Genomic DNA, 23,411 nt, shown 5'->3' with positions numbered 1-23,411 from the left:
CGCATTTCATTCATGAGAATAGGCAAGCCTAGTGAAGAGCAACATAACAGTAGCAATTCTAAAGCGGCTTAAAACAGCAAACTAGTGAAAAGTGCTGATCATTTTACGATTAGACATGCATTTAAATCGACAAAAAGGTACCGTACAAAGCGATTTAAAGATTTTATGATGAAAACAACATCTGTAATATAAAACGCTCTGTACGGTCAAATTTGAGGTAAATAGACCAATTGGTAAAATTATGGACTAAAAACATGAGAATATTAAAAGACCTGTTCTTAAAAAAGCGTAAACAACCAATGCAAAAAGAGTTTGTTGCAACAGCTGTTGGTTATGTTCCTTGGGGGGACGGAGCAGAGGAGTATTTTTACAACCTCTACGAATATGAAGACGGCACAAGAGAGTGTGAAAAGTTTGACGGTGGTCAGTATTACACCATACCAGAAAAGGCAGATTTTAGTACCAAAGCGCAGGTGAAAGCATGGGTTTACGGTGGTGCTATTCCGAAAAGCGTTCTCAATTACGAGCCTCTTATAGACGAGATCAACAGAGAGATCAAAAAATTATCAGAAGCTTCTGAAAAAACAATGATTAGATGCTAACTCATATCAGGAACAACTTGACAAATTTTTAAAAGCCATTAGGTTACGAAGCAGGCTTAAAACACCTGTAACCAATCGGTTCAATAGTATCCCGAAAGATCTGTTGCCCATCATAAGAAATTTTGTCCAGGGTCTTCACATGTATGTCCAAGGGTAACCTAAAGATGTGAAGGACTGAATTGGTTCGGTTGTTTTAGCCCTGGATACTTAAACTTTTAAAACAAAGGAACCAATATTATGAACACTCTTATTAAAATATCAGAAAAAATTATTGAACAAGAAATTGTGCAAACGGTCAATGCGCGTGAGTTACACGCATTCATGGAAATAGGAAAACGTTTCGCTACTTGGATTACGGATCGTATTAATCAATATACATTTGAAGAAGGTAAAGACTTCATAAAAACACAAGATTTGCGGTTCCCAAAATTGGGAAGCGCAAAATCTAGAGCTGTTACAGCAATAGAATATCATCTCACTCTAGACATGGCAAAAGAGCTCTCAATGGTTGAACGCAATGAGAAAGGACGTCAAGCACGTCGTTACTTTATTGAGTGTGAGAAGAAACTAAAAAGCCAATCTGTTGATTATGACCGTGATACACGCTTTGATTTCCCAAAAGATTGGGATAAAATGTCTCCAACTAAAAAGGCTGTTTACATTTATGGACCTCTCCACATGCATCTTGTTAAAGCCTTTACATTGGTAGAAGAAAGCAAACAGTATAAAACACTCATTGAAGAAGCAAAACAGGTCTTAGCAAAATCTGTTGTAAAAGCTGCTTAGATTAAAAAACATAACTCCCCATCTTTAAAGGTGGGGAGGAAGTTAAGCCGCGTTTTTGATTGTAATAACGACTTGCTTGCCAAGAACACTCAGTGCTTGCTCTAGTGTTTGAAGCTTAGTTGGATAATTTGGATCAAGAATGCGTCTTGCTTCTGTTTCTTTTTTACCCAAACGATGTGCCAATTCTGTTTTTGTGATATTTGCTTCATTAAAGGCTTCTACCACTGCGAGCTTAAGAGCATTCCACGCATCTACCGTAACCTCTACAAGGTCTTTATACTGTTGTCGCATTGGTAAAGGCAAACCACGCATAGGATAGCTCCGTAATGCTAACCCTAAAGCTTCAACAGCATTCTCTAATGCCTCTGCTCTATTTTCTCCAGCTGTTATTGCTTCTGGTACATCTGGAAAGGTTACAATAAAACCACCATCTGGATCAGATTCCAGTTTTGCTTGATACGTGTATTCCATATTTAGGTCTCCTCGCCATGATCGAAATGCTTTTGAAACGAAAAACTAAAAGCGTTTGAATTATAAATTTCATATTCCCAATTGCTTTTTTATTATCTTCACGTAAAGTGGCGTTAATTCACCCGATTTTATAACAGTTGTTTTGTCTCCAAAAGTTACCAAATAATGTGACCCTTTACCTGCATCAGGAGCTTCACTGTAATGAATGCCTCTTTTTCTGGCTTCTTTACGTAATTCCCTAAGCAGTGCTTCTCGTTTCATTTAGCCTCCCCTTTCTGCATAAAATGAATATCGCACAAAAAGGTTCGATTGTCAACAATAAATCGAACAAAAAAGTTTGATACAGACTTTTAAATGAAAGGATATTTATTAAAAAGTTAAAAGCAGAAATAAGAAAGCGATGCCATTTGTGTGACATGGTTTTTTGATGAATAATTTGTCAAATAATATTATAATGTAATACTTAAAAAACTGTTATTAATTAACTGAAATAATTGCATAAATATGCAAATTATGCTAACATTTTTATGTATAAATTGCAAATCTAATGGGGCTACAAATATGCTAAATAAAGTGACGTTAATCGGGCGCCTTGGTGCTGATCCCGAAAGCAAAACAATGAATTCTGGAGCAGAAATAGTCAATTTTAGTATAGCGACTTCTGAGAGCTATACAGATAAAAAAACCAATCAAAAAGTAGAGAAAACAGAATGGCATTCCGTGGTGATTTTTAATCCACATTTAGCAAAAATTGCACTTCAATATCTCAACAAAGGTTCAAAGGTTTACATAGAAGGAAAATTACAGACACGCAAATGGCAAGATAAAAATGGGCATGACCGTTATACAACAGAGATTGTTTTACCACAATTCAAAGGCGAGTTGTATTTGCTTGATGCAAAGAAAGATCAATCAACATCCCCTACCCCTTCATCCATTACTACCCAAAATTATGCTATCGCTTCAGGTGCTGCTGATCATAGCACATCTCTTAATGATGCTATCCCATTCTGATTGAAAAAAAATATGACAAAAAGAAAAAAACGTGCAAAACGCGGGCGTCCTCGGATTAAAGGATGTATCAGAGAACCAAACGGACGCATCTCACGAGCAAAAACACCGCATGAACCCATGGATAAATTGGCACTTGAAATGCGTGCCAAACGCTTCTGTTTGACCATAGAAGAGGCTAAAAATCCGCTTTCCGGCACCTATATCGGGCGGCTTTATTTGCAAGGCGAAATCAATCAAGACCAATATGATGCTGCGCAAAAATATCTTGAAGTGAAAAACAATTACCTCTGTGCAAAAGCCTTGCCTAATGCAATTTATGATAAAATGCCTACAACTTCTGATGACGGAGCAAGAGAGAAATGGGTACAGATAGCAACAGAACATCTTTTAGCTGTAAAAGATGTTGTTCAAGAAGCTCAATGTTTACACCGTCAATATAACCTTCATGCCGCATTACAGTATCTTGTCATAGAAGATCAATCACTACCACATCTTGTCAGTTCACTGTATGTTGTTCTTAATGCGCTTTATAAACATTTTACGCAAAACCGGTAGTTTTCAAGCGGCGTCTTGGATATTAATGGCAACCTCTTTTCCAAGAGCAATGAGAGTGGATTCTAAGGCATCTAATTTGGTTGCGTGGTTTAAATCCAACAATCGGTCAATTTGTATTGGATGAAGTTTTAAAAGACGTACGAGATCAGCTTTGCGTAAGTTTTTTTCAATCATAGCGTTATGTATTGCAATTTTTAAAGTCACCAATGAAGATACTTCAACAAAAGGATAGGCAATATCACGATGGCCAAAGGGAATAGGTTCACGATCTTGAAAACGCCCCATAATGACTGTTAAAAGTGCATTTTTAGCCTGTTCCAAAGCCTCTTTTTCATCGTTACCATAGGTAATAAATTCCTGAAAGTCTTTAGAGACGACTAGAAGAGTATCATTGTCATCTTTGATAAATTTGATTGCATATTTCATTTACACCTCCATATTCTGGCTTATTTTAGGTCAAGATCTTTAAGAATCTTCTGGACTAATCCTGTCCCTAATTCTTTTCGCGTACCATGCATAGGTAAAACGGACTTTTTCGAACCACGCTTTACAAGCAAATGCCCTCCCTTCCCTGAAGTAAAACTGCAACCATGCTTTATAAGATATCTTTTTAATTCTTGACTATTCATTATAATAATATAACATCTAAAATGTTTCAATACAACATAAATGTTGTACCAAAGAGAAATAAAGGACATCTTTTAAAACACCATATTTAGGTAAANAAGAAGCTCAATGTTTACACCGTCAATATAACCTTCATGCCGCATTACAGTATCTTGTCATAGAAGATCAATCACTACCACACCTTGTGCTTTCATTGCGTATTGTTCTTAATGCGCTTCATAAGCACTTTAGCCGTTAAAAAAGAATTGACATCAGATGAAAAATCATTAAAATGTGTATATATTTACACATCATGAGTTTAGGGAATGGAACAAGATAGCCGAAAAATCATTACAAAATTAAAGCGTGATGGCTTTGAACTTATCAAAGTGAAAGGTTCTCATCATAAATTAAAAAAAGATGATAAGGTTGTTATCGTTCCACATCCTAAAAAAAATCTTCCGATTGGTACAGCACGTTCTATCGCACAACAAGCAGGCTGGTTAAAAGAAGGAGAAGAAGAATGAAAAGATTTTTTGCTCTTGTTCATAAAGATGAAGACTCTGCTTTTGGTGTTCAGTTTCCTGATTTTGAGGGACTTTTTTCTGCTGCTGATGAGGAAGAAAATTTAATAGCAAATGCAACAGAAGCACTCCAACTTTATTGTGAAGATGTAGATAGAGTGCCTATTCCTTCAAAATTTGAAGAAGTCATACAACGGGAATCTGTCAAAACAGCTTTGTCAGAAGGGGCTTTTTTAATACAAGTTCCTTTTATTGAAAATGATTCAGAAGTCATACGCACAAATATATCAATTGAACGAGGGCTTTTACGTGCAATTGATAATTGTGCACAAAAGAGAGGTTTAACAAGATCTGCTTTTTTGGCAACAGCAGCCCGTCACGAGCTTAATATTTAGCTCATCAATCTGGAAAAATTTCTCACTCTCGATTTTTTTGCAAAAGCGTGTAATTGCATATGATCCGCAAACTATTAATGAAAATCAAAAGGCGGCAGGCAAACAAAACGCTATAGTTAAGAGGGATATAACTATCATTGATACTATATACATGGCATCTAATATTTCTGAACCTGTCATTGCCTTTCCCTCCTATAATAATTTCACAATAATTTATAAAATCTAAAATGTTTTAGAAAATTCTATATATTCTATTTTAAAATAAAAAAATACAAGATCATGATTTTTTTTGTTGACATAGTGTAAAAAATCGTATTTAATGACGGTACTGCACTAGTCGTATTGTGTCTAAAATTCAAAAATATCCTCAAAAATTCAGCAAAATGTGAACTTGAAGCGTGGCTAGAAAGCCCTGTTTTCTGGGTAATTCTGGCTAATTAATTTTTCACAGAATAAAAATCAATATTTGACTAATGATGTCATTAATTATGACTCAAAAGGAGCAATGATGAAAGCTGTCATCACTAAGCCAATGTGTGTTGTTGGAGACAATAAAAGCACTGTTCGCTTTGAACCATCAACACCCAATAATCCATTTGTTGAAGTTTCTAATCAAGTCTACGCACGTCTCAAGCGCGCCAATGCTGCAAAACTTTTTGTTGACGTCAAGACAACAGCAAAAACAGATAAGGCAATTGAACAAATTAAGCAGATAAAACAAGAAGCCGTACAAACATCGTCTGAACCAGTGACAGAGGAAATTCCACTCGAACAGCCAAAAGCATCTAAAGCTTCCAAGTCACCTACCCCAAAAAAGGCTTAGAAGTTGAAGTTAATCATCCACCAAAAATGGTATCTTCAACAGGTGAAGGATACCTTCACCAGTCTTCAAGCACCACGCCTTAATTGGGCTCTGCGTAATGCTCTAAACACTGCAGCAAAACAAGTTGAACGCTTCACTGAAAAGCAAGTTGCAGACATCTCATCAGCCCAAATAAAGCGTATAAGAAGAGGCGTTTATATTAAAGGAAAGGCGACAGCAAAGCTTCTCGAGACAGATATCATTGGTTCTGGAACACCGATACCTCTTAAATTTTTTCAAGCAAGAGAAACAAAACGCGGTGTAACATACAAAATGTTTGGAAAGAAAGAAATCTTACCTCATGCTTTTATCAAAGGTGGGAGTTTTCCAAAGCGCGTTGAATTAAAAAAGCTGAATGGGAATGTGTTTCAAAGAGCCGATGGAGATCAATTCCCCATTGCAAAACAAAAAGGACCCTCCATTGCTGGGGTGATGTCCAAGCCAGAGATTGCAAGTGCTATTGCACAATATGCCAATGAAAGATTAACCAAAAACATACAGAGACAACTTTCTCGTCAAGAATACGCTGCTAATAAAAAAGTCTAGATCATGTTCTCAAGCTTTATCTATATATTCCATATCCTTATGAGTTTAGGCATTACATATTCTTATTGCAATTTTAAAAACAGATCATCACTTATGCTTTGTTTTTTTCATAAAAAAATCAATAAAATCAATTCAAAAGGTACTTCCCAGCGGGTTGGCTTCGTTGCGGGGCAGGCGAGCGCAAACTATCGCTAGCGACAGAATTTTCAAATTGACTGTACATTGTACACTTAACTCATTGATAAATAACAATTTCAATATGTACACTGTACAGTATGTGAAACTTTTTCTTAGCAAAAAGTAATTTTTATTACTTGACAATTCTACAGTAATAGGTATCTTCGAATCAGGTGCCTAGAAAACACCTGAAAACAACTAGCGGATTGGTTGCCGAAATAACTGATCTTCCGCAAACTAAAAGCTTTGACTCATTGTATGCTACACGCATATAATAATATTGTCGGGTGTGGTTATGCTATACAATACCCTTTATGGGAAAGGCGTAACGACGGGCTAGTTGCCGTGTTTTCTAGCGCCCGGCATCCTCTTCGGATGTCAATAGAAAACCTTAACAACTAGGAGTTCATTATGAACACTCTTATTAAAATTACAGAACAAACAATTGATCAAGAAACTGTTCAAGCAGTAAATGCACGTGAGTTGCATATGTTTTTGAAGGTCACATCTCGTTTTAACGATTGGATCATTAATCGTATTAAAGAATATGGTTTCCTAGAAAATAAGGCCTTTGTGAGTTTTACTAAAAATTTAGTAAAACCTAAAAGCGGTCGTCCAAGTACAGAATACCACATCACATTAGACATGGCGAAAGAGCTCTCAATGGTGGAACGTAACGAGAAAGGACGTCAAGCACGCCGTTATTTTATTGAGTGCGAGAAGAAACTAAAAAGCCAATTTGTTGATAATGAATTATTTTCTTATGAGTGTTTTAAAAAAAACTGCTGGTGTTGGAGAAATCTTAGGATTGGTGATGAGACGTTTGTTAGATGCAAATAACCTCGAAAAAGAGCTTGATCATTACAAATCAGTTACAAAAGAAGCTAAACGAGTTTTAGCGACTCCGATTGCAAAAGTAGCTTAGACTTAAAACATCTTCCCTCCCCGTTCTCAAAATGGGGAGGTGGTTTAAAGATCAAGTTTTGAATGGGAGCCCAGACGCACTAAAATCAATCGATCTTGACCAATCAAGCGATAAATCAATACTAAGTCAGGTCGAATATGGCAATCTCGATAATTGCTCCAATTCCCAGTCAATGCATGGTCATAATATCGAGGTTCTAAAGGCTGGTCATTTGCTAATGCTGCAATGATTTGGCGCAAATCAGTATCTAAAAGATGCCGATACCGTCCTTTCATTTCACGCTTGAAATCACGTTTGAAGATAGTGGTACGTTCAATCGTCCGCATAGAGATCATCAAATAATTCGTCTACGGAATGAAACTTTTTTAAGTTACCTTCCTCTAGTTCTGCAAAAGCCGCTATAGTTTCCGCATTAGGTTGAAACAAGAAGGACGGAATAGCTTTATCTTGTGCAATACGCGTCATCAACACTCTCACAACATCACTTACTGATAAACCTGAAGCTTGAATAACTTGATTAGCAACATTTTGAATTTCTTCTGGTACACGCGCTTGAACCATACGACTGGCAGCCATAATGATTTCTCCTCTTGTAACTGTATTTCAATGTAATACAATTGAAGTTTAATTTCAACTGTAAAGCACATTTTTTAGAGTGGCGAGATCGTTTGGCTTAACAACCGCTTGCTTTTTTAAGACTTTTACCTACGTTTACGGCGTTCTTTTGTTACATATTTAAAGAAGGAGGGTGGTAAAACATCTTTAGCTGGCTTTAGACGTGCAAGTTCTTCATCTGTCAATGGTGGAGAATCCACGGCTTCCAAATCTTCTTTTGTGTAGCCACATCTTATTTTAAAGTTTTTTTTGAAAACCAATAATTCTCGTGTGACTTGGAGCGTATCCGTTTGCATACCGGAATATACACCCGATTATACCGGATCGTCAATTATCTGTTACGTCTTAAAACTTCATGAGTGGAAAGATCATTAAACCCTACATTCAAATTTATTGATTTTGGCAAATTCGTCTGCTTTTTCAGTTTGTAATATACTAACGTCATAAGCAGCTTGCATGTTGAGCCAAAATTCAGCAGTAGTATCAAAAAAATAGGCTAATCTTAGTGCTGTATCGGGAGTCACTGGACTATTTTCAGCAACAATACGTTCTATTCTCGTGCGTGGAACATTTAATGCTTTTGCAAGGGCATAAGCAGAGAGAGCATATTCTTTTAAATATTCCTCTCGTAAAATTTCTCCGGGATGAATAGCAATATAATTTTTCATCTCGACCTCCTACAGATCAATGATAATCTACGATTTCAACTTCATAAGCGCCATTAGAGTGCCATTCAAAACAAATACGAAACTGGTCATTAATACGAATAGAATATTGACCTTTACGCTCTCTTTTCAATGCTTCTAAACGATTTCCTGGAGGACTGCGTAAATCTTTAAGGTCAACCGCTTTATCGAGCATAAACAATTTTCTTTGGGCTATACGTACTAGAGTTGTTGGAAAACCTTTAGGCGGATTACCTTCTAAAAGATCTTTACAACGCTTATCCGCAAAAGATTCAATCACCAAATCACCTTCATTCACTCTTTTATGTATCATAGCATGATACCAATCTAAAGAAAAGGATGAATGTTGAAAAATATTTAGTAAAAGAGATGGCAATGACCAAGAAGCATCGTGAGGGTCTATCGGTTCGTGCGTTTGCGAAGAAGATGGGTGTTTCACATAATGCGGTGGTTTCTCGGATAAAGACAGGTAAATTTGATGCGGCTCTTTTTGAAGATGGTTCTGTCAATGAAGCCGTTGCAACAGCCATCTGGAATGAGAATCCAACAAAGCGCCCTGCTCCATTTTTAGCGCCTGATGGTCAACCGCGGACAAAGATCAAACAAGCCTCTACAGATGGAGCCAATGAATACAAGATAAAACTGGAGCGAATGCAAGTTGCGCTAGCAAAAGAAAAGATTGCTCTGGAAAAGTTACGCGAAACCACTGTTGATCGTGAAGAAGTGAGAAAAGAAGCATGGAACTTTGGAAGAGCGCATCGAGATACAATGCTCAATTTTGCCTATCGCTTTGGTACTGAAATTGCGGCGCAAGTGGGATGTGATGCTGCGAGCCTTATTGGAGCTATCGATCATCATATGCGCAAAGCTTTAGTGGAAAATGTCGTCCCTGTTTCTTTTCACGATCCCAACATTTTAGAAGAGAATCCAGAACATGATAAGTGATGCTTCGCCCTCGTCCTCTGGTGCTGGGCTCTTTTTTAGCTATGCGAATGAAGGACGCCGTCCTGACCCGCCTTATACTGTTTCCCAGTGGGCTGATAAAAATCGTTATTTGAGCACAGTTACGAGTGCTGAGCCTGGATTATGGAGGACTATACGTACCCCCTATTTACGAGAGATCATGGATAATCTTTCTGTTTATGATCCGACTGAAACAACGGTTGTGATGAAGGGGGCTCAGATTGGAATGTCGGAAGCAGCGTTGAACTTTTGTGGTTATGCCATTCATCATAGTCCAGGACCAGCCCTTTATGTGATGCCGACAGTTGAGACCGCTAAGAAACTGTCAAAGTCTCGTCTTGATCCGATGATTTCAGCTAGCCCTGCTTTAAGCGAACGCATTGCTCCTGCTCGTGCACGAGACAGTGGAAATACAATGTTTTCAAAGGAATTTTATGGGGGAACATTGATGATTACAGGAGCAAATAGTGCTGCTGGATTGCGTTCTTCTCCTATTCGCTATTTGGTTTTGGATGAAGTCGATGCTTACCCATTGAATGTCGATAATGAAGGCGATCCTGTAACAATTGCTGAAAAACGAACCTCTGCTTTTATTCAACGTAAAATTTTTAAATTGTCCACGCCGACACACCGTGACACAAGCCGTATCGCCAAGGATTTTATGCTTGGTGATCAGAGATATTACAATGTTCCTTGTGATGCGTGTGGTACGCTACAACCGATTTTTTGGTCACAAATCAAGTGGCAAAAAGGCGCCCCCGAAAAAGCTGTTTTTGTTTGTGCGCATTGTGGTCATGAACATGCCGAACATCGTAAGTCCACCTTAATGGCAGAAGAAAACGGTGCTTGCTGGATCGCAACACAGGAGTCAAGTAAGCCTCGTCTGCGTTCTTACCATATTTCAGCGCTTTATTCGCCATGGCTGACTTGGGGCGATTGTGCGCGCGAATTTTTAAGAGCCAAAGAAGACCCTGCTCTTTTGCAAGTTTTTATTAACACAGTGCTTGGAAAGCCATGGGAAGACAGAACAGGCGAAGTTGTTGACCCTGATAGCCTCTATGCAAAACGCGAAGATTATCCATTGGCACCAGAACAAGCCGTGTTGTTAACAGCGGGCATTGATGTGCAAAATGACCGGTTAGAGCTTGAGGTCGTTGGATGGGGGCGTAGTGAAGAAAGTTGGCATATTGATTATCAAGTGATCCTTGGTGATCCCTCTTCTTTTGAAGTGTGGGACCAATTGGATGAATATCTTGCAAAGCGCTGGCCACATCCAGGCTATAAAGAGGGGATTAGGATAACAGCAGCTTGTATTGATACCGGTGGTGGACATACACAGGCGGTTTATAATTATGTGCGCCCGCGTGAGGGGCGGCGCATTTGGGGGATTAAAGGACAGGCGGGATGGCGTGCAGTCTGGCCACGCCGACCAAGCAAAAACAATAAAGGACAGATTAATCTTTATATTGTTGGGGTTGATGCCGCGAAAGATATCATTACAGCACGGTTTAAAAAATCGGGACCTGAAGCATCGGGGGCTGGTGCAACACACTTTCACAAAAGCCTTGACCAGGAATATTTTGACCAGCTAACCGCTGAAAGAAAAGTCATCAAATATTTCAAAGGCTTCAAGCGTATTGAATGGCAAAAAAGTGAAAAGGCAAGAAACGAAGCCTTGGATTGTAGGGTCTATGCTTATGCGGCTTTACAAGGTCTGATTTCGGCGGGAATAAACCTTAATCGAGAAGTTGATATCTTAGAAGAGCGTTTGGAAAAACTTAAAATTGAAGGTTCTGTAGAGCAACCAACATCTGGGATTTCTTCATTCACTTCTCCAAGAAGATCTCAGATAGCAAAACCTCAAAGGAAACAATCCAGAACAGTGATGAATCCTTATATGCGAGGGGATTGGAGGTAATTTGTGGATGAAACTTTAGGACAATTTAACAGCAAAATTAACAGACTGGAAAGTTTAAAAAGGCGGCGTGAACAAATTGAAGAGGCTCTTTATTCGGGTGCGCAATCAGTGCGTCACGGCGATAAGCAAATCAGCAACCGCTCTGTTGAGGAACTGCGCAGAGCTCTTAAAATGATCAATACGCAAATAGCGGACCTTGAAGGGCGTAAAGGTTCACGCGTGTTCTATTTTAATATCTCACGAGGCTATTAATGGCTGGCTTTATCAATAAACTTACGGGCTTTTTTACAATTTCTCGTCAACACAATCCCCATTTTGAAGCGGCAAGCAAAAGCCGTCGCATGGGTGGTTTTGATCCCGCAAAAAAACATATCAATAAAGCGATTGAAGAATGCGGTGATACCATTGTTGCTCGTTCAAGATGGCTTTATGACAATGAAGCTCTTTACGGTTCTGCGACTGAAGAATGGGTCTCTGCGGCTGTCAGTGATGGGATTAAACCTTATCCTCGCATTGAAGGTTTTCAAGAAGAAAAGAAAAAGCTTTTAGACTTATGGTGGCAATGGGCTGATGAAGCAGACTACGACGAAGATGCCAGCTTTTATGGGCTGCAAGCAACCATTGCACGAGAGGTCTTTTTAACCGGCGAATGCTTTGTAAGATTGCATTATGTTGACCTTTATGGGCGCTCTGGTGTGCCTCTTCAGTTGCAAGTTTATCCTACTGAAATGCTGGATCTCACCTATAATGGACCTGCTGAAATTGAAGGCAATTACATTCGTATGGGAATTGAATTCGATGCCAGTGGTAAGCGCGTTGCTTATCATTTCTGGGAACATCATCCCTATGATGATTGTCCTGCAAACAGAGCCTTTAAGAGCCAAGAGCGCATACGTGTGCCTACTGAAATGGTCCTTCATATCAAAGAACGCCGGATTGCCGGACAATTGCGCGGTTCTCCCAAAATAACGCGCTGTATGACAAAGATCTTTCAACTCGAATCCTATGATGATGCAGAACTTGATCGAAAAAGGACGGCGGCTCTTTTCGCAGCGTTTGTCAAGGACAATTCCCCAAACGTCGCAAAATTATCCGATAATCGTGATAAAAACGACGTTGAAGAAGAATACGAAGCACCTGCCATTGCACCCGGTGCATCTCTTTATTTAGGAGAGAATAAAGAGGTTACATTCTCTAACCCTGTTGAGGTTGGAGGTTCTTATGAGGCTTTCCAATTTCGCAATATTTCAAAAATTTGCTCGGCTCTCAATATGCCTTATGCCGTTGTGACTGGAGACGTTACGCGCGGTAATTTTTCCAATGTGCGAACCTCTATCATTCAGTTTAGACGGCATGTCAAACAATGGCGTGAACATATCATTGCCTTTCAGTTTAACCGCATTGTTTGGGAACGTTTTGTTGAAATGGCAGTACTTTCTGGACGCGTTCACTTACCCGGATGGGAAGAAAATTCCTTGCCATGGCTTCAATGTGAAAGCTTTGCGCCCCCGCTTGAAATGATTGATCCAAACAAGGATATCACGGCGGAAAAAGAAGAAATTCGTGCAGGCTTGAAAACACGACGCATGGCACTTGCCGAGCGCGGCTTTGATATCGACAGCATTCATGCCGAACTGCAAGAAGAACACACAGACGCTCGTGCGCGCGGCTTATCTTTTGACACCGATATGGCGGCACCGGCTGGTAGCAATCAAGTAATTGATCCCGCAGATTCAGAACCTTCTGAAACTTATGAAAGTAACCAAGGCAGTGAGGCACATACAAATGGTGAATAATCTTGATATGCCGTTCTTGGCATCACGGCTTTTTGGGGTTCCACATATGCTTGCCTCGACAAAGCTTGATATCATTTTGAATGCTCTTGCACCGCGTCTTTTTGAGGGAGAAAAGTTTGCCCCTGGGGCATTTGGACAAGGGGATACAACGGCTTTAAGACCCCCTGAAACTTATGTAGTACAAAACAATGTTGCCATAATACCAGTTCATGGCACGCTTGTGCGTCGCGGTGCATGGCTTGGGGCTTTATCGGGGCTAACCTCTTATGAAGGTTTAAGGGCTTCTTTTCGTGAAGCCATTGCACAACCTGATGTTCGCGCTGTTTTACTTGATATTGACAGCGGCGGTGGAGAAGCCGGCGGTGTGTTTGATTTGGTTGAAGAGTTTCAAACACTCTCAAAACAATACGTCAAGCCCATTTGGGCACATGCCAATGAGTTTGCCTGTTCTGCAGCTTATGCCATTGCTTGTGCAGCTTCTCAAATATGGGTAGCTCGCACGAGCGTTGTGGGCTCGATTGGGGTTGTTTGCGCCCATCTTGACCAATCCCGTGCAGATGAAAAACACGGGCATAAATGGACCTTTGTCTTTGAAGGTGATCACAAAGTTCATGGCAACCCTCACGAACCCTTGAGCGATACAGCACAGATAAAAATGCAAGCAGATTGCGCCCTACTCTACGAGATGTTTGTCGATTGGGTGGCGCAAAACAGACGCTTAAATGCTGCTGCAATTCGTGACACAAAAGCAGAAACTTTTATAGGCACCCAAGCGATCACGCTTGGATTAGCAGATGCGCAGGGCACCCTTGCGCAAGCTTTGGAAGCCTTAACGGATTCCATATCACAAAACCCAACATCAACAGAAAAAGAAGGACAAAACACATGGCACGCACACAATACCGCGCTGAAGAAGAGGATGACGAAAAGATCGTCGACATCATCAATGACGAGGAAGAGGACGAAGACGATAGTGACGTCGACAAAAACGCCGAAGACTTCGACGATGAAGAAGAAAACGAAGATGAGGATGAAGACAACGAAGACAAGCAGGAAAACATAAAAGCTGCTCTTGAAAAAGAAAGAAAGCGCGCAAAAGCACTAACAACCCTTGAAAGGCAAGCAAAGCACTTAGGCGTTTCTTTTGACGCAGCAAAAGCTATTCAAAACGGTATGAGTATCGAGAAAGCACGCCAGTGTGTGTTGACGGCTGCTAGCTCTCAAAGCGCGTCTTTAAAAGTCTCGCCTTATACCCCTCATAGTGATGGGACGAGCAAGGCAAAGATTCATACAAAATGGGAAGCAGCTTGGAGGGCAGTGAAATGACGAATATTATTTATGACGACGTACGCAATGGCGCTTATCTTGGACCTTACGACCCCGATATGTCAAACGAAGAAGTGGTGTTTGCATCAGGAGCATTCATTGAAGCTGGAACTGTCATGGGAAAGATAACCGCAACGGAATACTATGTCCCCCTTAATCCAGCAGCATCAGATGGCAGTCAAATCCCTGCAGGGATTTCTTTTGCCACTGTTGATGCCTCTCAAGCCGATCAACGTGCCGTAATGACAGCACGCTTATGCACTGTAAAAGCTTCTGAACTGCTATGGCCAGATGCCATTACAGATGAACAAAAAAGTGCTGCCATTCAGTCTCTCGAAGACCATAACAATATTTTATTGCGATAGGAGAATGCGCACATGGATATGAATTTTTTTAAACACGACGCTTTCTCAGCCACCACCATGATGAAAGCGATTGAAAACTATGAGTTTCAACCGGGACTTATTAGTTCTCTTGATCTTTTTGAGGAAGTGGAAACAAGCACCACAGTGGTTGGTATTGAAAGACGTGACAATACATTGTCCTTGATTCAAACCAGTGAACGTGGCGCCCCCTTGGCAGAAGGGGATAGAGATGGACGTAATCTTCGGTTTTTCAAAACAACACGCATTGCCAAAAGTGACACGGTGAAATCAGAGGAAATCCAAAACCGGCGTGAATTTGGGACAGAAGATCAACTCGAGACAGCAATGAAATATATTGCCAGAAAACAAAAGAAACTGATTTCTGAAATCGAATTGACATGGGAAAACATGCAACTTGGCGCTGTTCAAGGGGTGGTTCTTGATGCCGATGGCTCTGTTATTGTCGATTGGTACAAGGAATGGGAAATCGCACCACCAAAGCCGATTGACTTTAAATTAAATAATGAGACAACCAATGTTGCGGACCATGTTGATCAAGTCATTATGAAAATGATTGAAGCTTCAAAAGGAGCTTTTTCTGATCGTTCACGCATTATTGGGCTTTGTGGAAATGAATTCTTTTCCAAGTTGAAAAACCATAAAACAATTCGTGAAACCTATCTCAACACAGCTCTTGCACAAACTTTAAATAGTGCTGGAGGTGTTGCAACAGCAAGTTCGATTGGCTCTGGGAGCTTTGGTAGTTTTGACTTTGCAGGCGTCACTTTCATTAATTACCGGAGTATTCACAACTATAATGTGAGTGCGAAGGCTGGAACAAAGCGCGCCATAGGCATTAAACCTGATGAATGTCAATTCTTGCCTGCCAATGCACCGGGAGTATTTCAAAAAACCTTTGCTCCTGGTGAAAGCTTGGATTTTGCCAACACGGTTGGAAGACCTCTCTACACGATGCTTATCGTCGACCTCGACCGTAATGCATGGGTAAAACCGGAGGTCTATAGCTATCCGCTTTACATTTGCACGCGTCCTGAAATGCTCTTTAAAGCGGTCAGTGGAGGAAAATAACATGCGATGGCACGGGCTGCTAAACCAAATGGTTAAAGATGTGCGCAACACTTTTGGGCAGCCCATCATCTACACACGAAAAGACAACCAGCAATCTTTTCGTATCACAGCGATTTACGGCATTAAGCATTCAGAATCGGAGGCTGGAGGCAGAATCCCCACGACAATTGCAAGAAAGGAACTTGATCTTTGTATCAATGATATCGGGGGTTTACCACCAAAACCTCAAGATAGTATTGTGGTCCTCTCTCCTGAAAACAACAAAGCCCCCTCTCAAGAGCACTTCGTGATCACAGATGTCCAAGCCTCTGAATCCGGTATGTATAAGCTTATCTTACGAGAACAGAAACAATAAGGCACCTTTGTCTAGCAAGCTGTTTTGATTATTGTTATAAAAATATTACGTTCCCACTTGACAATGTGGCGACAATATGAATAATCGAATCAGGTGCCTAAGAAACACCTTAGAAAATACCAAGCGGACAAACTACCGAGATAGTTTATTTTCCGCACATTAAAGGCTTTGACTCATTGTATGTTACACGCATATAATGATCTTGTCGGGTGTGGTTATGCCATAAAATACCCTTTGAGGAAAAGCATAACGACGGACTTGGTACCGTGTTTCTTAGCACCCGGCACTCTTTTTGAGTGTCATTAAGAAACCTCTATTACCAAGGAGTTCTTTATGAACACACTTATAGAAATATCAGAACAGATTATTGATCAAGAGACTGTTCAAACTGTGAATGCGCGTGAGTTGCACGCATTTTTAGGGATTACATCAAAGTTTGCAGACTGGATTAAAAATCGCATTAAAGAATGTAATTTTCGAGAAAATATAGACTTTATAGGTTTTTCTAAAAATTTAGAAAAAGGTGGGCGCCCAAGCATAGAATACCACATTACGTTAGACATGGCTAAACATCTTTCGATGATAGAGCGTAATGATAAAGGGCATGAAGCACGTCAATACTTTATCAAATGTGAACGACTTTTGAAACAAGTAGTGACACCACAAGTTGACTACTCCAAACCTGAAGCATTGCTGGGAGTCTTGAATCATCTACAAAGCCAAATCGAGCAAAAGGATAACACCATTGCTGAATTAGCACCAAAAGCAGAGGCTTTGGAAGGTCTAAAACGCTCTGATGGTTTGTTTGGTTTAATTGAAGCCGCGAAGATGTTGGAGGTACGACCAAAGGATTTAACGGATTACTTGCGTAAACATGATTGGGTCTATCGACGGGCTCCAGGGGCGCCTCTGTTACCTTATCAGGACAAGATCAAGAAAGGATTTATGGATTGTCCTGCTATCACCATTCAAAGACCGGATGGTACAGAAAAGGTGCTCCCTTCAACGAAAATCACATCTAGAGGATTGGCATGTTTGAGAGAACAAATCCATGGAGGTGTACAATGAAGATAGATACCAACTTCTTATGCGATTTATGGATAGCATTATCTCAATTTTCTAATGATGAAAATGTGAGCGACAAAGATTGTACTGCTCTAGTTGACACTATGAGTGTAATAGAAAAAGCTTTGATTTCAAAACTTCAAGATGACGTGCCCAATATTACAAAAATCTTGGCAATTTTGACAGATTTTGGAGCTTCAGAACTGCCACATAGCATGGATTCTTTGTTACGCGCTTATGAACCAAATTTCGAGAGCCCCATTAAAAAGGTTGCTTAACTTAAAAACAAAACTCCCCTCCCTATCGTTAAAGGTGGGGAGGTAGTCAAGAGACTTCTTTAGGTAAGAACTCAAAATGAACGGGTTTAAAACTAGTTAAGTCATAATCTGTAAGATCTGCAGTATCAACAAAGTTTTCTGCTTCTTCATCCGTCTTAAAAACGGGCATTTGTTTTAATTTAGAGGTTTTCATAAAAATTAAATTTCTTTTGATGTGTATAGAATTTTAAAAAATTCAAAGTTTAGAAGAAATGTATCTGTTTAAACTCACACCATTTTCAGCGGCTTGTATTGCAAGTTTTCTATGGAGTTCTGGTGGTATTCTTAATTGAAACTTACCACTGTATTTACCATGTGACAAAGGCACAGGAACTTCTTCTCCATTATGTTGCATGTCCTCCACAACTTCTGAAACAAGGTCCATAATGCCTTTTAAAGCTTTCTCTGCTTGAGCATCTAACCATGAAAGGGATGGGAATTCTGCACACAATCCGACATATTCCTCATCTTCTTGCGACCACAAAACACGATATGTATAATGATTATTGTTCATGTTTCATCCTTTCTATCGCTTGTAAGACTTGTTTGACTTGATAAGCTTTTGCTTTGTTACCAGAATCTTTTTGAATATTCACACGAGGATCACCAAGCCACGGTGTTTTAAAAACAAAGTGGCTTGTACCATTGTTCCGTGGTTCTCCAAAGAAATAGACACATACAGCCAACAAATCTGAAAACTTAATGTTCTTTGGTGATGCTTTCATCAAGCTGATTATTTTTTCAACTTTATTACTCATAACCAATGATAGTATCATTATTAATCCTAGTCAATCATTTTATGCACTTAATTGAACAGGAGCCCCCATGCACCCCCGTGAGACGATAAGAGAAACATTTGTTGCGTTGATAAAGGCAGCAAAGACGGCAGCTGGTGACAATGTTTTCAATATGCGTGACTTCAATTTATTTATTGAAGCAATGCCAGCTATTAATATCTCAACACAAAGTGAAACCATTGAAGATGGCTATGATTATGGAGTAAGACGGCGTGTTTTAACAGTAGATGTTGAATGCTATGCAACATGTGAAGATGGAGCGCGTTTTGTTGACCAATTAGCATGGGAAGTTGAAGAGATTTTCCATGCCAACCCCAATCTCAACAACAGCGTTGAAACATGCCGCCTGCAAAATATTGCTTTTGCCTTTGGTGATAATGGCGCTCTAGCGCTCCATGGTGCGATTTTAACCTTTGAAGTCATTTATGTGACCAACATCCCCAACATGGATGAAGAAGAAGGCAATGTAACAGCAAGAATCGTTGAACCTTTCTTAAGCTTTGAACCAGAAACAGGCGTGAGAAACAAAGACAAATACCATAAAATCGAGGGTACTCATGTTAGAGCGGCGCGATAAAGAAATCACCGATCTAAAGAGACGTGTGGCAAATATGGTTGTGGTGGGTAAGATTAGCCATGTCGACCATAAAAACGCACGCTATCGGATAAAAAGTGGCAATCTTCTCAGTGACTGGATTCCAGACACACAAGCCCGCGCCGGTAAAACACGCTCTTATGAAGGGCGCGATGTTGGAGAACAAGTCATTGTTGTCTCATCATCAGGTGATTTATCACAAGGGGTGATTGTTGGCTCTATTCATACCGATGCGAACCAAGCAGCTGATAAGGGCAATATTCATAAAACACTTTATCCCGATGGCACCAGCCTTGAATATGATGATGAACAAAACACCTATGCCCTTAATATAAAATCGGGTGGAAAGTTTATTCTGACAATCTCTGATGGCGTATCACTCAAAGGAGATGCTGGTAAGCTAGAGCTTAGCGCACCGGAGGGCATAAAAATCACTTCAGAACGTAATCTAAGTTTAAAGGCAAAGGGCAACATTTCTGTAAAAGCAAATGGGAACATTTCACTCCATTCGCAAGATGGTGTTTCTCTTCATTCAGACAATGAGGTTTCCATTCATTCAAGTGGACTAAAGCATAACGGCACCAATGTAGGAGCAACCCATGTTCATGGCGGTGTTACTTCTGGTGGCTCTATGACAGGAGGTCCCAATTGAACAGTGGAATGGACCGTACAACGGGAAAGTCATTGACCGGCATTGATCATTTACGCCAATCAATTCTTGATATTTTGTCAACACGGATTGGTTCGCGTGTAATGCGTCGTGATTATGGTTCACGCGTTGCAGAATTCATTGATGCACCAGTGAATAATGCTTTTGCCGTTGCCCTTCATGCCGCCGTTGCTGAGGCTTTAGACAAATGGGAACCGCGTTTTAAATTGAAAACGATTGATTTTAAAATGGTTGATGCTGGACAAGTTTCTTTGTCCTTTGAAGGCATTTATTTGCCATCCGGTAAGCCCATTACCATGGAAGGATTATTGATAAAATGAATGGAGTACTTGCAAAACCGGAAATCATCACAGAACTTTCTTTTGAGGAAATCCGCGCTGCTGCTCTTGCCCATTTAAAAGAGCTTTTGCCGGAATATACCATTCTTGAAAGTGATCCGGCTGTAAAAGTCATTGAGGCTTTTAGCTATCGAGAGTTGCTTTTAAGACAGCGTATTAACGAAGCGGCACGCAACAACATTCTTGATTTTGCAACCGGTGAATCTCTTGACGCTTTGGGAAACTGGCATGGTCTTGCCCGCATGGAGGGTGAAAGTGACGAGAGATATCGTGAACGCATTCAACTTCATGTCCGTGGGGGAAACGGAAGTGGAACAGAACCCTATTACAAGCTTATAGCCTTAACAGCCGATAGCCGTGTTAAGGATGCGATTATTTATCGTAAAGGCAAAGACCCAACCATCTATGTTGCTCTTTTTGGCAATAATGAAGAAGGAACAGCCTCTGAAGATCTCATACAAACAGTCTCAGAAGCTCTTCACAGAAAAAATATCATCATGACCAATGATACAATCATTGTTCACGCTGCTGTCAAAAAAGTGCTGGATTTAGAAGCAGATGTTTGGCTGTTACCAGAAACATCTTTGAAAATTCTCACGACAATGGAAGCAAATTTAAGAGCAGCATGGAGACAAGAACAAGCCATTGGTCGTGAATTAAGCCTCTCGTGGTGGGTTTCAAAACTGATGATCCCTGGTGTCCAGAAAGTGATTGCCATTACCCCAACACAAGACAGTATGGTTTGTGATGAAGAAATTTTATCGATTGGAAAAATCACCTTAAACTTCAAAGGGCGTGCGCGCTAATGGTTGGTTCCCTCCTTCCCACAAACGCAACAGAATTTGAAAAGCGCCTTGCCGATGCTTGCGATTTTCATCAAGATATTGATGGTTCTGTTTTGGGGATTTCACGCGCAAAACTGATCACACGCCCTCCCCGTTTCTTGCCGTGGCTCATTGAAGAATACGGGCTTGGTGAACTGACACCTTATGTTCCAAACCTCTATGATTTGATTGACCAAGGGCTTGCATGGCAACGCCTGCGCGGGTCTGTTATGGCAATAGAGATGGGGCTTCAATGGTTAGAGCTTTCTGCACGCTTTCAACCCGCATGGACAGGGCGCGCATGGTGGAACTCCTTTCAACTTGATTTTGATCAGTTGCCTGAACGTAAAAGCCTTGAAGCTATTGAAGCGATTACCGACCTTTCCAAAAGTTTGCGCTCTGATTTTCGTCGTGGGACCTATGGTTATGATGTGCAAGCCACAGAGGGCAATATGTCACGCCTTGATGACAGCATGTTGGAGTATGAAAGCGGTGTTCGCTTAACAGCTGGGGGCACTTTGTTTTCCTTTGGGCGCACAACAGAGATCAATCACACGCTCACAAGAGAAGAAGGCAGGCTTATTGGCAATTGGATAGATGATGGGGATGAAGAGTTAAGCTTTGAACAAATCGATTATCCATGGGACATGGCAAATTTTCCGTGGTGTTCGGTCAAAAAACATGAACGCGATATACTCATGACAGAGTGGTTTAGCAACCGTACGCTTTATCTCGTGTTAAGAGACACCAAAGATGACGTGATTGGCACTCGCAGATGCTATGCTGTAGCGCCTGTCGAACAGGCTTTGGATGGTGTGTACAGCCATTGTGGAAACAAATTTAACCCTTCTACAACCGGGACTCTGTTGTTTCTTGCAGCCCGCACAGATTTTGAAGATGTTGAGGACAAACAAGCAGCTTTTGTTTCCATTCTCGTTCACGGCATTCCCAAACAAGATGTCCCCCTTGATATCCCCCCTCTTGATATCCCCTTTGGCAAGCTTTGGTGTGACGTCAATGAACTGAATGGTGGTGTCGAGATACTCAAAACACCGGTCAACATTCCTTTGCGTGCTGATGTTCGCGAACAATTCAAGATTTTATTGAGGTTTTAATATGAAGCATGAAAGTGGTTTACCCTTTGCAATTGACAGATCTCGCGGCAAAGAGGAACAACAAAGCGTGGTGTTTTATGGCACGCGTCCCTTTATTCAAAGTGGTGAACTGAATGAGGTTCAAACCATCATCAGGGGACGGCATGACCGCTTGGGGCGCCTTGTTGCAAAAGAAGGAGACCGCGTTGAACGGGCTGATGCTTTTGTCAACAAAGACACAAGGACCGTCACTTTAACGGATGGCAAGATTTATATCGCAGGCGATATTTTCCCCGTTGCACCAGCTGTACTCAACAATGTTGCCATGATTGGGCGCTTGGAAATTGGTGTGAAGCTGCAAAAAAAATGGATAACACACGAAGATGATCCAGAGCTATTGGGGCAAGTCCCTGGTACCTTAGCAGAAGGAGAGCCCGGAGCGGCACGCGAAACAGCAAAGCTTGTTTGGGCACTAAAAGAGGATGCGCAGAATGGCACTTTCTTTCCGGTTTATATTTTACAAGATGGTGTTCTGATTGATCAAAAATCGCCCTCATTGCTTGAACCCGCCATGCAAGCTATTGCGACGTACGACCGCGCCCATGGGCATTATATCGTGAGTGGCTGCCGTGTGAGCGCATTGGGAGCAAATAATGGTTGCCAAGTGTTTAGTATTCAAGAAGGAGAAGCCAATATCAATGGCTTTAAACGCAAACGCCTTGCCGCCTTGCGCCATGAAGAGCCAGAGGATTTTTCGACAAGCGTTGTTCCTAGCGAAACGCACATTTTTTCGCCCCCAAAAGGGAAAACAAGTTTCACCTTTAAACCCTATTATTTTCCTATTGCTGATATTCAGTCTCTTTTGTTGACAAAAGAAAAAACCGTTAACGTCACCCGTGGTGCAGTTGCTTCGGGGTGTGATGGTGTTCCTGATAAAAGCATCACCGCGTTTATCAAAATCGTTCAAGGAAGCAAGGAATTTAAAGAAGGAACGGATTTTAAAAAAACCGGAGACACCATTGATTGGGCACCGGTGGGAGACGAACCTTTAGCAGGGAGCAGCTATAAGGTGACTTACCGCTATCGCGCAAAAATCACGGCTGATAAAGTAACAGCAAAGGAAATCACAGTCTCA

At 40.8% G+C, this 23,411-nt stretch carries 37 protein-coding genes and 1 pseudogene; 26 read left to right on the top strand and 12 right to left on the bottom strand.

Annotated features, from left to right (window positions below; genetic code table 11):
• The first annotated feature begins 254 nt into the window (after window positions 1–254).
• A complete protein-coding gene (locus tag ACFIK1_RS05800; RefSeq protein WP_375662302.1) occupies window positions 255–602 on the top strand; it encodes a hypothetical protein in 348 nt (115 codons plus the stop codon).
• Window positions 603–839: 237 nt separating this feature from the next.
• Complete coding sequence (locus tag ACFIK1_RS05795) at window positions 840–1,388, top strand: antA/AntB antirepressor family protein (protein ID WP_375662301.1); 549 nt, start codon at window positions 840–842, stop codon at window positions 1,386–1,388.
• A gap of 42 nt (window positions 1,389–1,430) precedes the next feature.
• Here ACFIK1_RS05795 and ACFIK1_RS05790 read toward each other — a convergent pair whose 3' ends face one another.
• The gene (locus ACFIK1_RS05790) at window positions 1,431–1,859 is read right to left on the bottom strand and encodes a type II toxin-antitoxin system HicB family antitoxin (RefSeq protein WP_006589119.1); all 429 of its coding nucleotides are present in this window, start codon (window positions 1,857–1,859) and stop codon (window positions 1,431–1,433) included.
• A 69-nt stretch (window positions 1,860–1,928) separates the two neighbouring features.
• Window positions 1,929–2,120 carry a hypothetical protein gene (locus ACFIK1_RS05785; protein WP_126603690.1) on the bottom strand — a complete coding sequence of 64 codons (192 nt, stop codon included), beginning with the start codon at window positions 2,118–2,120 and terminating at the stop codon, window positions 1,929–1,931.
• A 300-nt stretch (window positions 2,121–2,420) separates the two neighbouring features.
• On the opposite strand from ACFIK1_RS05785, the gene ssb reads away from it, so the two are divergent.
• On the top strand, window positions 2,421–2,873 hold the full coding sequence (ssb, locus tag ACFIK1_RS05780; protein ID WP_375662300.1) for a single-stranded DNA-binding protein: 453 nt from the start codon (window positions 2,421–2,423) through the stop codon (window positions 2,871–2,873).
• Window positions 2,874–2,885: 12 nt separating this feature from the next.
• Window positions 2,886–3,428: a hypothetical protein gene (locus ACFIK1_RS05775; RefSeq protein ID WP_375662299.1), complete on the top strand. Its 543-nt coding sequence runs from the start codon at window positions 2,886–2,888 to the stop codon at window positions 3,426–3,428.
• A 3-nt stretch (window positions 3,429–3,431) separates the two neighbouring features.
• On the opposite strand, the gene ACFIK1_RS05770 is transcribed toward ACFIK1_RS05775, so the two are convergent.
• Window positions 3,432–3,854: a type II toxin-antitoxin system HicB family antitoxin gene (locus ACFIK1_RS05770; RefSeq protein ID WP_375613904.1), complete on the bottom strand. Its 423-nt coding sequence runs from the start codon at window positions 3,852–3,854 to the stop codon at window positions 3,432–3,434.
• A 20-nt stretch (window positions 3,855–3,874) separates the two neighbouring features.
• Window positions 3,875–4,057, bottom strand: a complete 183-nt coding sequence (locus ACFIK1_RS05765; protein WP_006589116.1) for a type II toxin-antitoxin system HicA family toxin — start codon at window positions 4,055–4,057, stop codon at window positions 3,875–3,877.
• 303 nt (window positions 4,058–4,360) lie between these two features.
• Here ACFIK1_RS05765 and ACFIK1_RS05760 point away from each other — a divergent pair, with 303 nt between their 5' ends.
• The 5 genes and pseudogenes from ACFIK1_RS05760 to ACFIK1_RS05740 all read left to right on the top strand — a co-directional run bounded on the left by ACFIK1_RS05760 (window position 4,361) and on the right by ACFIK1_RS05740 (window position 7,463).
• The gene (locus ACFIK1_RS05760; protein ID WP_375633256.1) at window positions 4,361–4,561 is read left to right on the top strand and encodes a type II toxin-antitoxin system HicA family toxin; all 201 of its coding nucleotides are present in this window, start codon (window positions 4,361–4,363) and stop codon (window positions 4,559–4,561) included.
• Entirely contained in the window at window positions 4,558–4,953 is a 396-nt protein-coding gene (locus ACFIK1_RS05755) for a type II toxin-antitoxin system HicB family antitoxin (protein ID WP_375633257.1), read from the top strand. The genes ACFIK1_RS05760 and ACFIK1_RS05755 overlap by 4 nt, the downstream gene beginning before the upstream one ends.
• A 508-nt stretch (window positions 4,954–5,461) precedes the next feature.
• Window positions 5,462–5,776 carry a hypothetical protein gene (locus ACFIK1_RS05750; RefSeq protein ID WP_375655788.1) on the top strand — a complete coding sequence of 105 codons (315 nt, stop codon included), beginning with the start codon at window positions 5,462–5,464 and terminating at the stop codon, window positions 5,774–5,776.
• Between the two features lie 3 nt (window positions 5,777–5,779).
• Window positions 5,780–6,361 carry a hypothetical protein gene (locus ACFIK1_RS05745; protein ID WP_375662298.1) on the top strand — a complete coding sequence of 194 codons (582 nt, stop codon included), beginning with the start codon at window positions 5,780–5,782 and terminating at the stop codon, window positions 6,359–6,361.
• Between the two features lie 588 nt (window positions 6,362–6,949).
• Window positions 6,950–7,463 (top strand): annotated as a pseudogene (locus ACFIK1_RS05740) (antA/AntB antirepressor family protein).
• 44 nt (window positions 7,464–7,507) lie between these two features.
• On the opposite strand, the gene ACFIK1_RS05735 reads toward ACFIK1_RS05740, so the two are convergent.
• The 5 genes from ACFIK1_RS05735 to ACFIK1_RS05715 form a co-directional block, all read right to left on the bottom strand.
• The gene (locus ACFIK1_RS05735; protein WP_375634173.1) at window positions 7,508–7,789 is read right to left on the bottom strand and encodes a type II toxin-antitoxin system YafQ family toxin; all 282 of its coding nucleotides are present in this window, start codon (window positions 7,787–7,789) and stop codon (window positions 7,508–7,510) included.
• Window positions 7,776–8,039 carry a type II toxin-antitoxin system RelB/DinJ family antitoxin gene (locus ACFIK1_RS05730; RefSeq protein WP_375662297.1) on the bottom strand — a complete coding sequence of 88 codons (264 nt, stop codon included), beginning with the start codon at window positions 8,037–8,039 and terminating at the stop codon, window positions 7,776–7,778. Before ACFIK1_RS05730 ends, ACFIK1_RS05735 begins: the two co-directional genes overlap by 14 nt.
• A 125-nt stretch (window positions 8,040–8,164) precedes the next feature.
• A complete protein-coding gene (locus tag ACFIK1_RS05725; protein WP_375662296.1) occupies window positions 8,165–8,374 on the bottom strand; it encodes a hypothetical protein in 210 nt (69 codons plus the stop codon).
• A 75-nt stretch (window positions 8,375–8,449) separates the two neighbouring features.
• Window positions 8,450–8,746: a HigA family addiction module antitoxin gene (locus ACFIK1_RS05720; protein ID WP_004861504.1), complete on the bottom strand. Its 297-nt coding sequence runs from the start codon at window positions 8,744–8,746 to the stop codon at window positions 8,450–8,452.
• Between the two features lie 16 nt (window positions 8,747–8,762).
• A complete protein-coding gene (locus ACFIK1_RS05715) occupies window positions 8,763–9,077 on the bottom strand; it encodes a type II toxin-antitoxin system RelE/ParE family toxin (RefSeq protein WP_375662295.1) in 315 nt (104 codons plus the stop codon).
• Between the two features lie 62 nt (window positions 9,078–9,139).
• On the opposite strand from ACFIK1_RS05715, the gene ACFIK1_RS05710 reads away from it, so the two are divergent.
• The 11 genes from ACFIK1_RS05710 (at window position 9,140) to ACFIK1_RS05660 (ending at window position 17,919) form a co-directional block, all read left to right on the top strand.
• Window positions 9,140–9,709, top strand: a complete 570-nt coding sequence (locus tag ACFIK1_RS05710) for a hypothetical protein (RefSeq protein WP_375662294.1) — start codon at window positions 9,140–9,142, stop codon at window positions 9,707–9,709.
• On the top strand, window positions 9,699–11,645 hold the full coding sequence (locus ACFIK1_RS05705; protein ID WP_375662293.1) for a phage terminase large subunit family protein: 1,947 nt from the start codon (window positions 9,699–9,701) through the stop codon (window positions 11,643–11,645). The genes ACFIK1_RS05710 and ACFIK1_RS05705 overlap by 11 nt, the downstream gene beginning before the upstream one ends.
• 3 nt (window positions 11,646–11,648) lie before the next feature.
• Window positions 11,649–11,897: a phage head-tail joining protein gene (locus tag ACFIK1_RS05700; protein WP_375662292.1), complete on the top strand. Its 249-nt coding sequence runs from the start codon at window positions 11,649–11,651 to the stop codon at window positions 11,895–11,897.
• The gene (locus ACFIK1_RS05695) at window positions 11,897–13,441 is read left to right on the top strand and encodes a phage portal protein (protein WP_375662291.1); all 1,545 of its coding nucleotides are present in this window, start codon (window positions 11,897–11,899) and stop codon (window positions 13,439–13,441) included. The genes ACFIK1_RS05700 and ACFIK1_RS05695 overlap by 1 nt, the downstream gene beginning before the upstream one ends.
• The gene (locus ACFIK1_RS05690) at window positions 13,431–14,504 is read left to right on the top strand and encodes a S49 family peptidase (RefSeq protein ID WP_375662290.1); all 1,074 of its coding nucleotides are present in this window, start codon (window positions 13,431–13,433) and stop codon (window positions 14,502–14,504) included. The genes ACFIK1_RS05695 and ACFIK1_RS05690 overlap by 11 nt, the downstream gene beginning before the upstream one ends.
• Window positions 14,505–14,614: 110 nt before the next feature.
• Window positions 14,615–14,767 carry a hypothetical protein gene (locus ACFIK1_RS05685; RefSeq protein ID WP_273790320.1) on the top strand — a complete coding sequence of 51 codons (153 nt, stop codon included), beginning with the start codon at window positions 14,615–14,617 and terminating at the stop codon, window positions 14,765–14,767.
• A complete protein-coding gene (locus ACFIK1_RS05680) occupies window positions 14,764–15,132 on the top strand; it encodes a head decoration protein (RefSeq protein ID WP_375662289.1) in 369 nt (122 codons plus the stop codon). The genes ACFIK1_RS05685 and ACFIK1_RS05680 overlap by 4 nt, the downstream gene beginning before the upstream one ends.
• Before the next feature lie 12 nt (window positions 15,133–15,144).
• Entirely contained in the window at window positions 15,145–16,221 is a 1,077-nt protein-coding gene (locus ACFIK1_RS05675) for a major capsid protein (protein ID WP_375662288.1), read from the top strand.
• A 1-nt stretch (window position 16,222) separates the two neighbouring features.
• Complete coding sequence (locus ACFIK1_RS05670; protein ID WP_375662287.1) at window positions 16,223–16,576, top strand: hypothetical protein; 354 nt, start codon at window positions 16,223–16,225, stop codon at window positions 16,574–16,576.
• Between the two features lie 333 nt (window positions 16,577–16,909).
• Entirely contained in the window at window positions 16,910–17,644 is a 735-nt protein-coding gene (locus ACFIK1_RS05665) for an antA/AntB antirepressor family protein (protein WP_375662286.1), read from the top strand.
• Window positions 17,641–17,919, top strand: a complete 279-nt coding sequence (locus ACFIK1_RS05660; RefSeq protein ID WP_375662285.1) for a hypothetical protein — start codon at window positions 17,641–17,643, stop codon at window positions 17,917–17,919. Before ACFIK1_RS05665 ends, ACFIK1_RS05660 begins: the two co-directional genes overlap by 4 nt.
• Window positions 17,920–17,965: 46 nt before the next feature.
• On the opposite strand, the gene ACFIK1_RS05655 is transcribed toward ACFIK1_RS05660, so the two are convergent.
• Genes ACFIK1_RS05655 through ACFIK1_RS05645 form a run of 3 tightly spaced genes read right to left on the bottom strand, consistent with a single transcriptional unit; the run spans window position 17,966 to window position 18,734 of the window.
• A complete protein-coding gene (locus tag ACFIK1_RS05655; protein WP_375637094.1) occupies window positions 17,966–18,112 on the bottom strand; it encodes a CopG family antitoxin in 147 nt (48 codons plus the stop codon).
• A 42-nt stretch (window positions 18,113–18,154) separates the two neighbouring features.
• Window positions 18,155–18,472: a type II toxin-antitoxin system HicB family antitoxin gene (locus tag ACFIK1_RS05650; protein ID WP_004856761.1), complete on the bottom strand. Its 318-nt coding sequence runs from the start codon at window positions 18,470–18,472 to the stop codon at window positions 18,155–18,157.
• Window positions 18,462–18,734 (bottom strand): toxin HicA, encoded by a 273-nt coding sequence (locus ACFIK1_RS05645; RefSeq protein ID WP_273790312.1) that lies wholly within the window; start codon window positions 18,732–18,734, stop codon window positions 18,462–18,464. The genes ACFIK1_RS05650 and ACFIK1_RS05645 overlap by 11 nt, the downstream gene beginning before the upstream one ends.
• Window positions 18,735–18,783: 49 nt before the next feature.
• On the opposite strand from ACFIK1_RS05645, the gene ACFIK1_RS05640 reads away from it, so the two are divergent.
• The 6 genes from ACFIK1_RS05640 to ACFIK1_RS05615 all read left to right on the top strand — a co-directional run.
• Window positions 18,784–19,332, top strand: a complete 549-nt coding sequence (locus ACFIK1_RS05640) for a hypothetical protein (RefSeq protein ID WP_375662284.1) — start codon at window positions 18,784–18,786, stop codon at window positions 19,330–19,332.
• Window positions 19,313–20,002, top strand: coding sequence for a phage baseplate assembly protein V (locus ACFIK1_RS05635; RefSeq protein ID WP_375662283.1), 690 nt, complete (start codon window positions 19,313–19,315; stop codon window positions 20,000–20,002). The genes ACFIK1_RS05640 and ACFIK1_RS05635 overlap by 20 nt, the downstream gene beginning before the upstream one ends.
• Entirely contained in the window at window positions 19,999–20,340 is a 342-nt protein-coding gene (locus ACFIK1_RS05630; RefSeq protein ID WP_375662282.1) for a GPW/gp25 family protein, read from the top strand. The genes ACFIK1_RS05635 and ACFIK1_RS05630 overlap by 4 nt, the downstream gene beginning before the upstream one ends.
• On the top strand, window positions 20,337–21,164 hold the full coding sequence (locus tag ACFIK1_RS05625; protein WP_375662281.1) for a baseplate J/gp47 family protein: 828 nt from the start codon (window positions 20,337–20,339) through the stop codon (window positions 21,162–21,164). Before ACFIK1_RS05630 ends, ACFIK1_RS05625 begins: the two co-directional genes overlap by 4 nt.
• The gene (locus ACFIK1_RS05620; protein WP_375662280.1) at window positions 21,164–22,297 is read left to right on the top strand and encodes a phage tail protein; all 1,134 of its coding nucleotides are present in this window, start codon (window positions 21,164–21,166) and stop codon (window positions 22,295–22,297) included. Before ACFIK1_RS05625 ends, ACFIK1_RS05620 begins: the two co-directional genes overlap by 1 nt.
• 1 nt (window position 22,298) lies before the next feature.
• A partial coding sequence (locus ACFIK1_RS05615) for a DUF4815 domain-containing protein (protein WP_375662279.1) occupies window positions 22,299–23,411 on the top strand: 1,113 nt, incomplete at its 3' end.

It is taken from the genome of Bartonella sp. OC16QHHD, from assembly GCF_042194035.1.
Lineage (GTDB): Bacteria > Pseudomonadota > Alphaproteobacteria > Rhizobiales > Rhizobiaceae > Bartonella.
This window is presented reverse-complemented; position numbering and strand designations above follow the sequence as displayed.

Bases quoted from the DNA above. Each gene is read 5' to 3' on its own strand.
- ACFIK1_RS05725 (WP_375662296.1), bottom strand. From the start codon at position 8,374: ATGCAAACGGATACGCTCCAAGTCACACGAGAATTATTGGTTTTCAAA.
- ACFIK1_RS05750 (WP_375655788.1), top strand. From the start codon at position 5,462: ATGAAAGCTGTCATCACTAAGCCAATGTGTGTTGTTGGAGACAATAAA.
- ssb (WP_375662300.1), top strand. From the start codon at position 2,421: ATGCTAAATAAAGTGACGTTAATCGGGCGCCTTGGTGCTGATCCCGAA.
- ACFIK1_RS05635 (WP_375662283.1), top strand. From the start codon at position 19,313: ATGTTAGAGCGGCGCGATAAAGAAATCACCGATCTAAAGAGACGTGTG.
- ACFIK1_RS05760 (WP_375633256.1), top strand. From the start codon at position 4,361: ATGGAACAAGATAGCCGAAAAATCATTACAAAATTAAAGCGTGATGGC.
- ACFIK1_RS05620 (WP_375662280.1), top strand. From the start codon at position 21,164: ATGGTTGGTTCCCTCCTTCCCACAAACGCAACAGAATTTGAAAAGCGC.
- ACFIK1_RS05710 (WP_375662294.1), top strand. From the start codon at position 9,140: ATGACCAAGAAGCATCGTGAGGGTCTATCGGTTCGTGCGTTTGCGAAG.
- ACFIK1_RS05640 (WP_375662284.1), top strand. From the start codon at position 18,784: ATGCACCCCCGTGAGACGATAAGAGAAACATTTGTTGCGTTGATAAAG.
- ACFIK1_RS05730 (WP_375662297.1), bottom strand. From the start codon at position 8,039: ATGGCTGCCAGTCGTATGGTTCAAGCGCGTGTACCAGAAGAAATTCAA.
- ACFIK1_RS05675 (WP_375662288.1), top strand. From the start codon at position 15,145: ATGGATATGAATTTTTTTAAACACGACGCTTTCTCAGCCACCACCATG.
- ACFIK1_RS05795 (WP_375662301.1), top strand. From the start codon at position 840: ATGAACACTCTTATTAAAATATCAGAAAAAATTATTGAACAAGAAATT.
- ACFIK1_RS05685 (WP_273790320.1), top strand. From the start codon at position 14,615: ATGAGTATCGAGAAAGCACGCCAGTGTGTGTTGACGGCTGCTAGCTCT.
- ACFIK1_RS05720 (WP_004861504.1), bottom strand. From the start codon at position 8,746: ATGAAAAATTATATTGCTATTCATCCCGGAGAAATTTTACGAGAGGAA.
- ACFIK1_RS05625 (WP_375662281.1), top strand. From the start codon at position 20,337: ATGAATGGAGTACTTGCAAAACCGGAAATCATCACAGAACTTTCTTTT.
- ACFIK1_RS05755 (WP_375633257.1), top strand. From the start codon at position 4,558: ATGAAAAGATTTTTTGCTCTTGTTCATAAAGATGAAGACTCTGCTTTT.
- ACFIK1_RS05645 (WP_273790312.1), bottom strand. From the start codon at position 18,734: ATGATACTATCATTGGTTATGAGTAATAAAGTTGAAAAAATAATCAGC.
- ACFIK1_RS05800 (WP_375662302.1), top strand. From the start codon at position 255: ATGAGAATATTAAAAGACCTGTTCTTAAAAAAGCGTAAACAACCAATG.
- ACFIK1_RS05680 (WP_375662289.1), top strand. From the start codon at position 14,764: ATGACGAATATTATTTATGACGACGTACGCAATGGCGCTTATCTTGGA.
- ACFIK1_RS05670 (WP_375662287.1), top strand. From the start codon at position 16,223: ATGCGATGGCACGGGCTGCTAAACCAAATGGTTAAAGATGTGCGCAAC.
- ACFIK1_RS05770 (WP_375613904.1), bottom strand. From the start codon at position 3,854: ATGAAATATGCAATCAAATTTATCAAAGATGACAATGATACTCTTCTA.
- ACFIK1_RS05775 (WP_375662299.1), top strand. From the start codon at position 2,886: ATGACAAAAAGAAAAAAACGTGCAAAACGCGGGCGTCCTCGGATTAAA.
- ACFIK1_RS05660 (WP_375662285.1), top strand. From the start codon at position 17,641: ATGAAGATAGATACCAACTTCTTATGCGATTTATGGATAGCATTATCT.
- ACFIK1_RS05715 (WP_375662295.1), bottom strand. From the start codon at position 9,077: ATGATACATAAAAGAGTGAATGAAGGTGATTTGGTGATTGAATCTTTT.
- ACFIK1_RS05650 (WP_004856761.1), bottom strand. From the start codon at position 18,472: ATGAACAATAATCATTATACATATCGTGTTTTGTGGTCGCAAGAAGAT.
- ACFIK1_RS05695 (WP_375662291.1), top strand. From the start codon at position 11,897: ATGGCTGGCTTTATCAATAAACTTACGGGCTTTTTTACAATTTCTCGT.
- ACFIK1_RS05785 (WP_126603690.1), bottom strand. From the start codon at position 2,120: ATGAAACGAGAAGCACTGCTTAGGGAATTACGTAAAGAAGCCAGAAAA.
- ACFIK1_RS05790 (WP_006589119.1), bottom strand. From the start codon at position 1,859: ATGGAATACACGTATCAAGCAAAACTGGAATCTGATCCAGATGGTGGT.
- ACFIK1_RS05765 (WP_006589116.1), bottom strand. From the start codon at position 4,057: ATGAATAGTCAAGAATTAAAAAGATATCTTATAAAGCATGGTTGCAGT.
- ACFIK1_RS05665 (WP_375662286.1), top strand. From the start codon at position 16,910: ATGAACACACTTATAGAAATATCAGAACAGATTATTGATCAAGAGACT.
- ACFIK1_RS05735 (WP_375634173.1), bottom strand. From the start codon at position 7,789: ATGCGGACGATTGAACGTACCACTATCTTCAAACGTGATTTCAAGCGT.
- ACFIK1_RS05655 (WP_375637094.1), bottom strand. From the start codon at position 18,112: ATGAAAACCTCTAAATTAAAACAAATGCCCGTTTTTAAGACGGATGAA.
- ACFIK1_RS05705 (WP_375662293.1), top strand. From the start codon at position 9,699: ATGATAAGTGATGCTTCGCCCTCGTCCTCTGGTGCTGGGCTCTTTTTT.
- ACFIK1_RS05690 (WP_375662290.1), top strand. From the start codon at position 13,431: ATGGTGAATAATCTTGATATGCCGTTCTTGGCATCACGGCTTTTTGGG.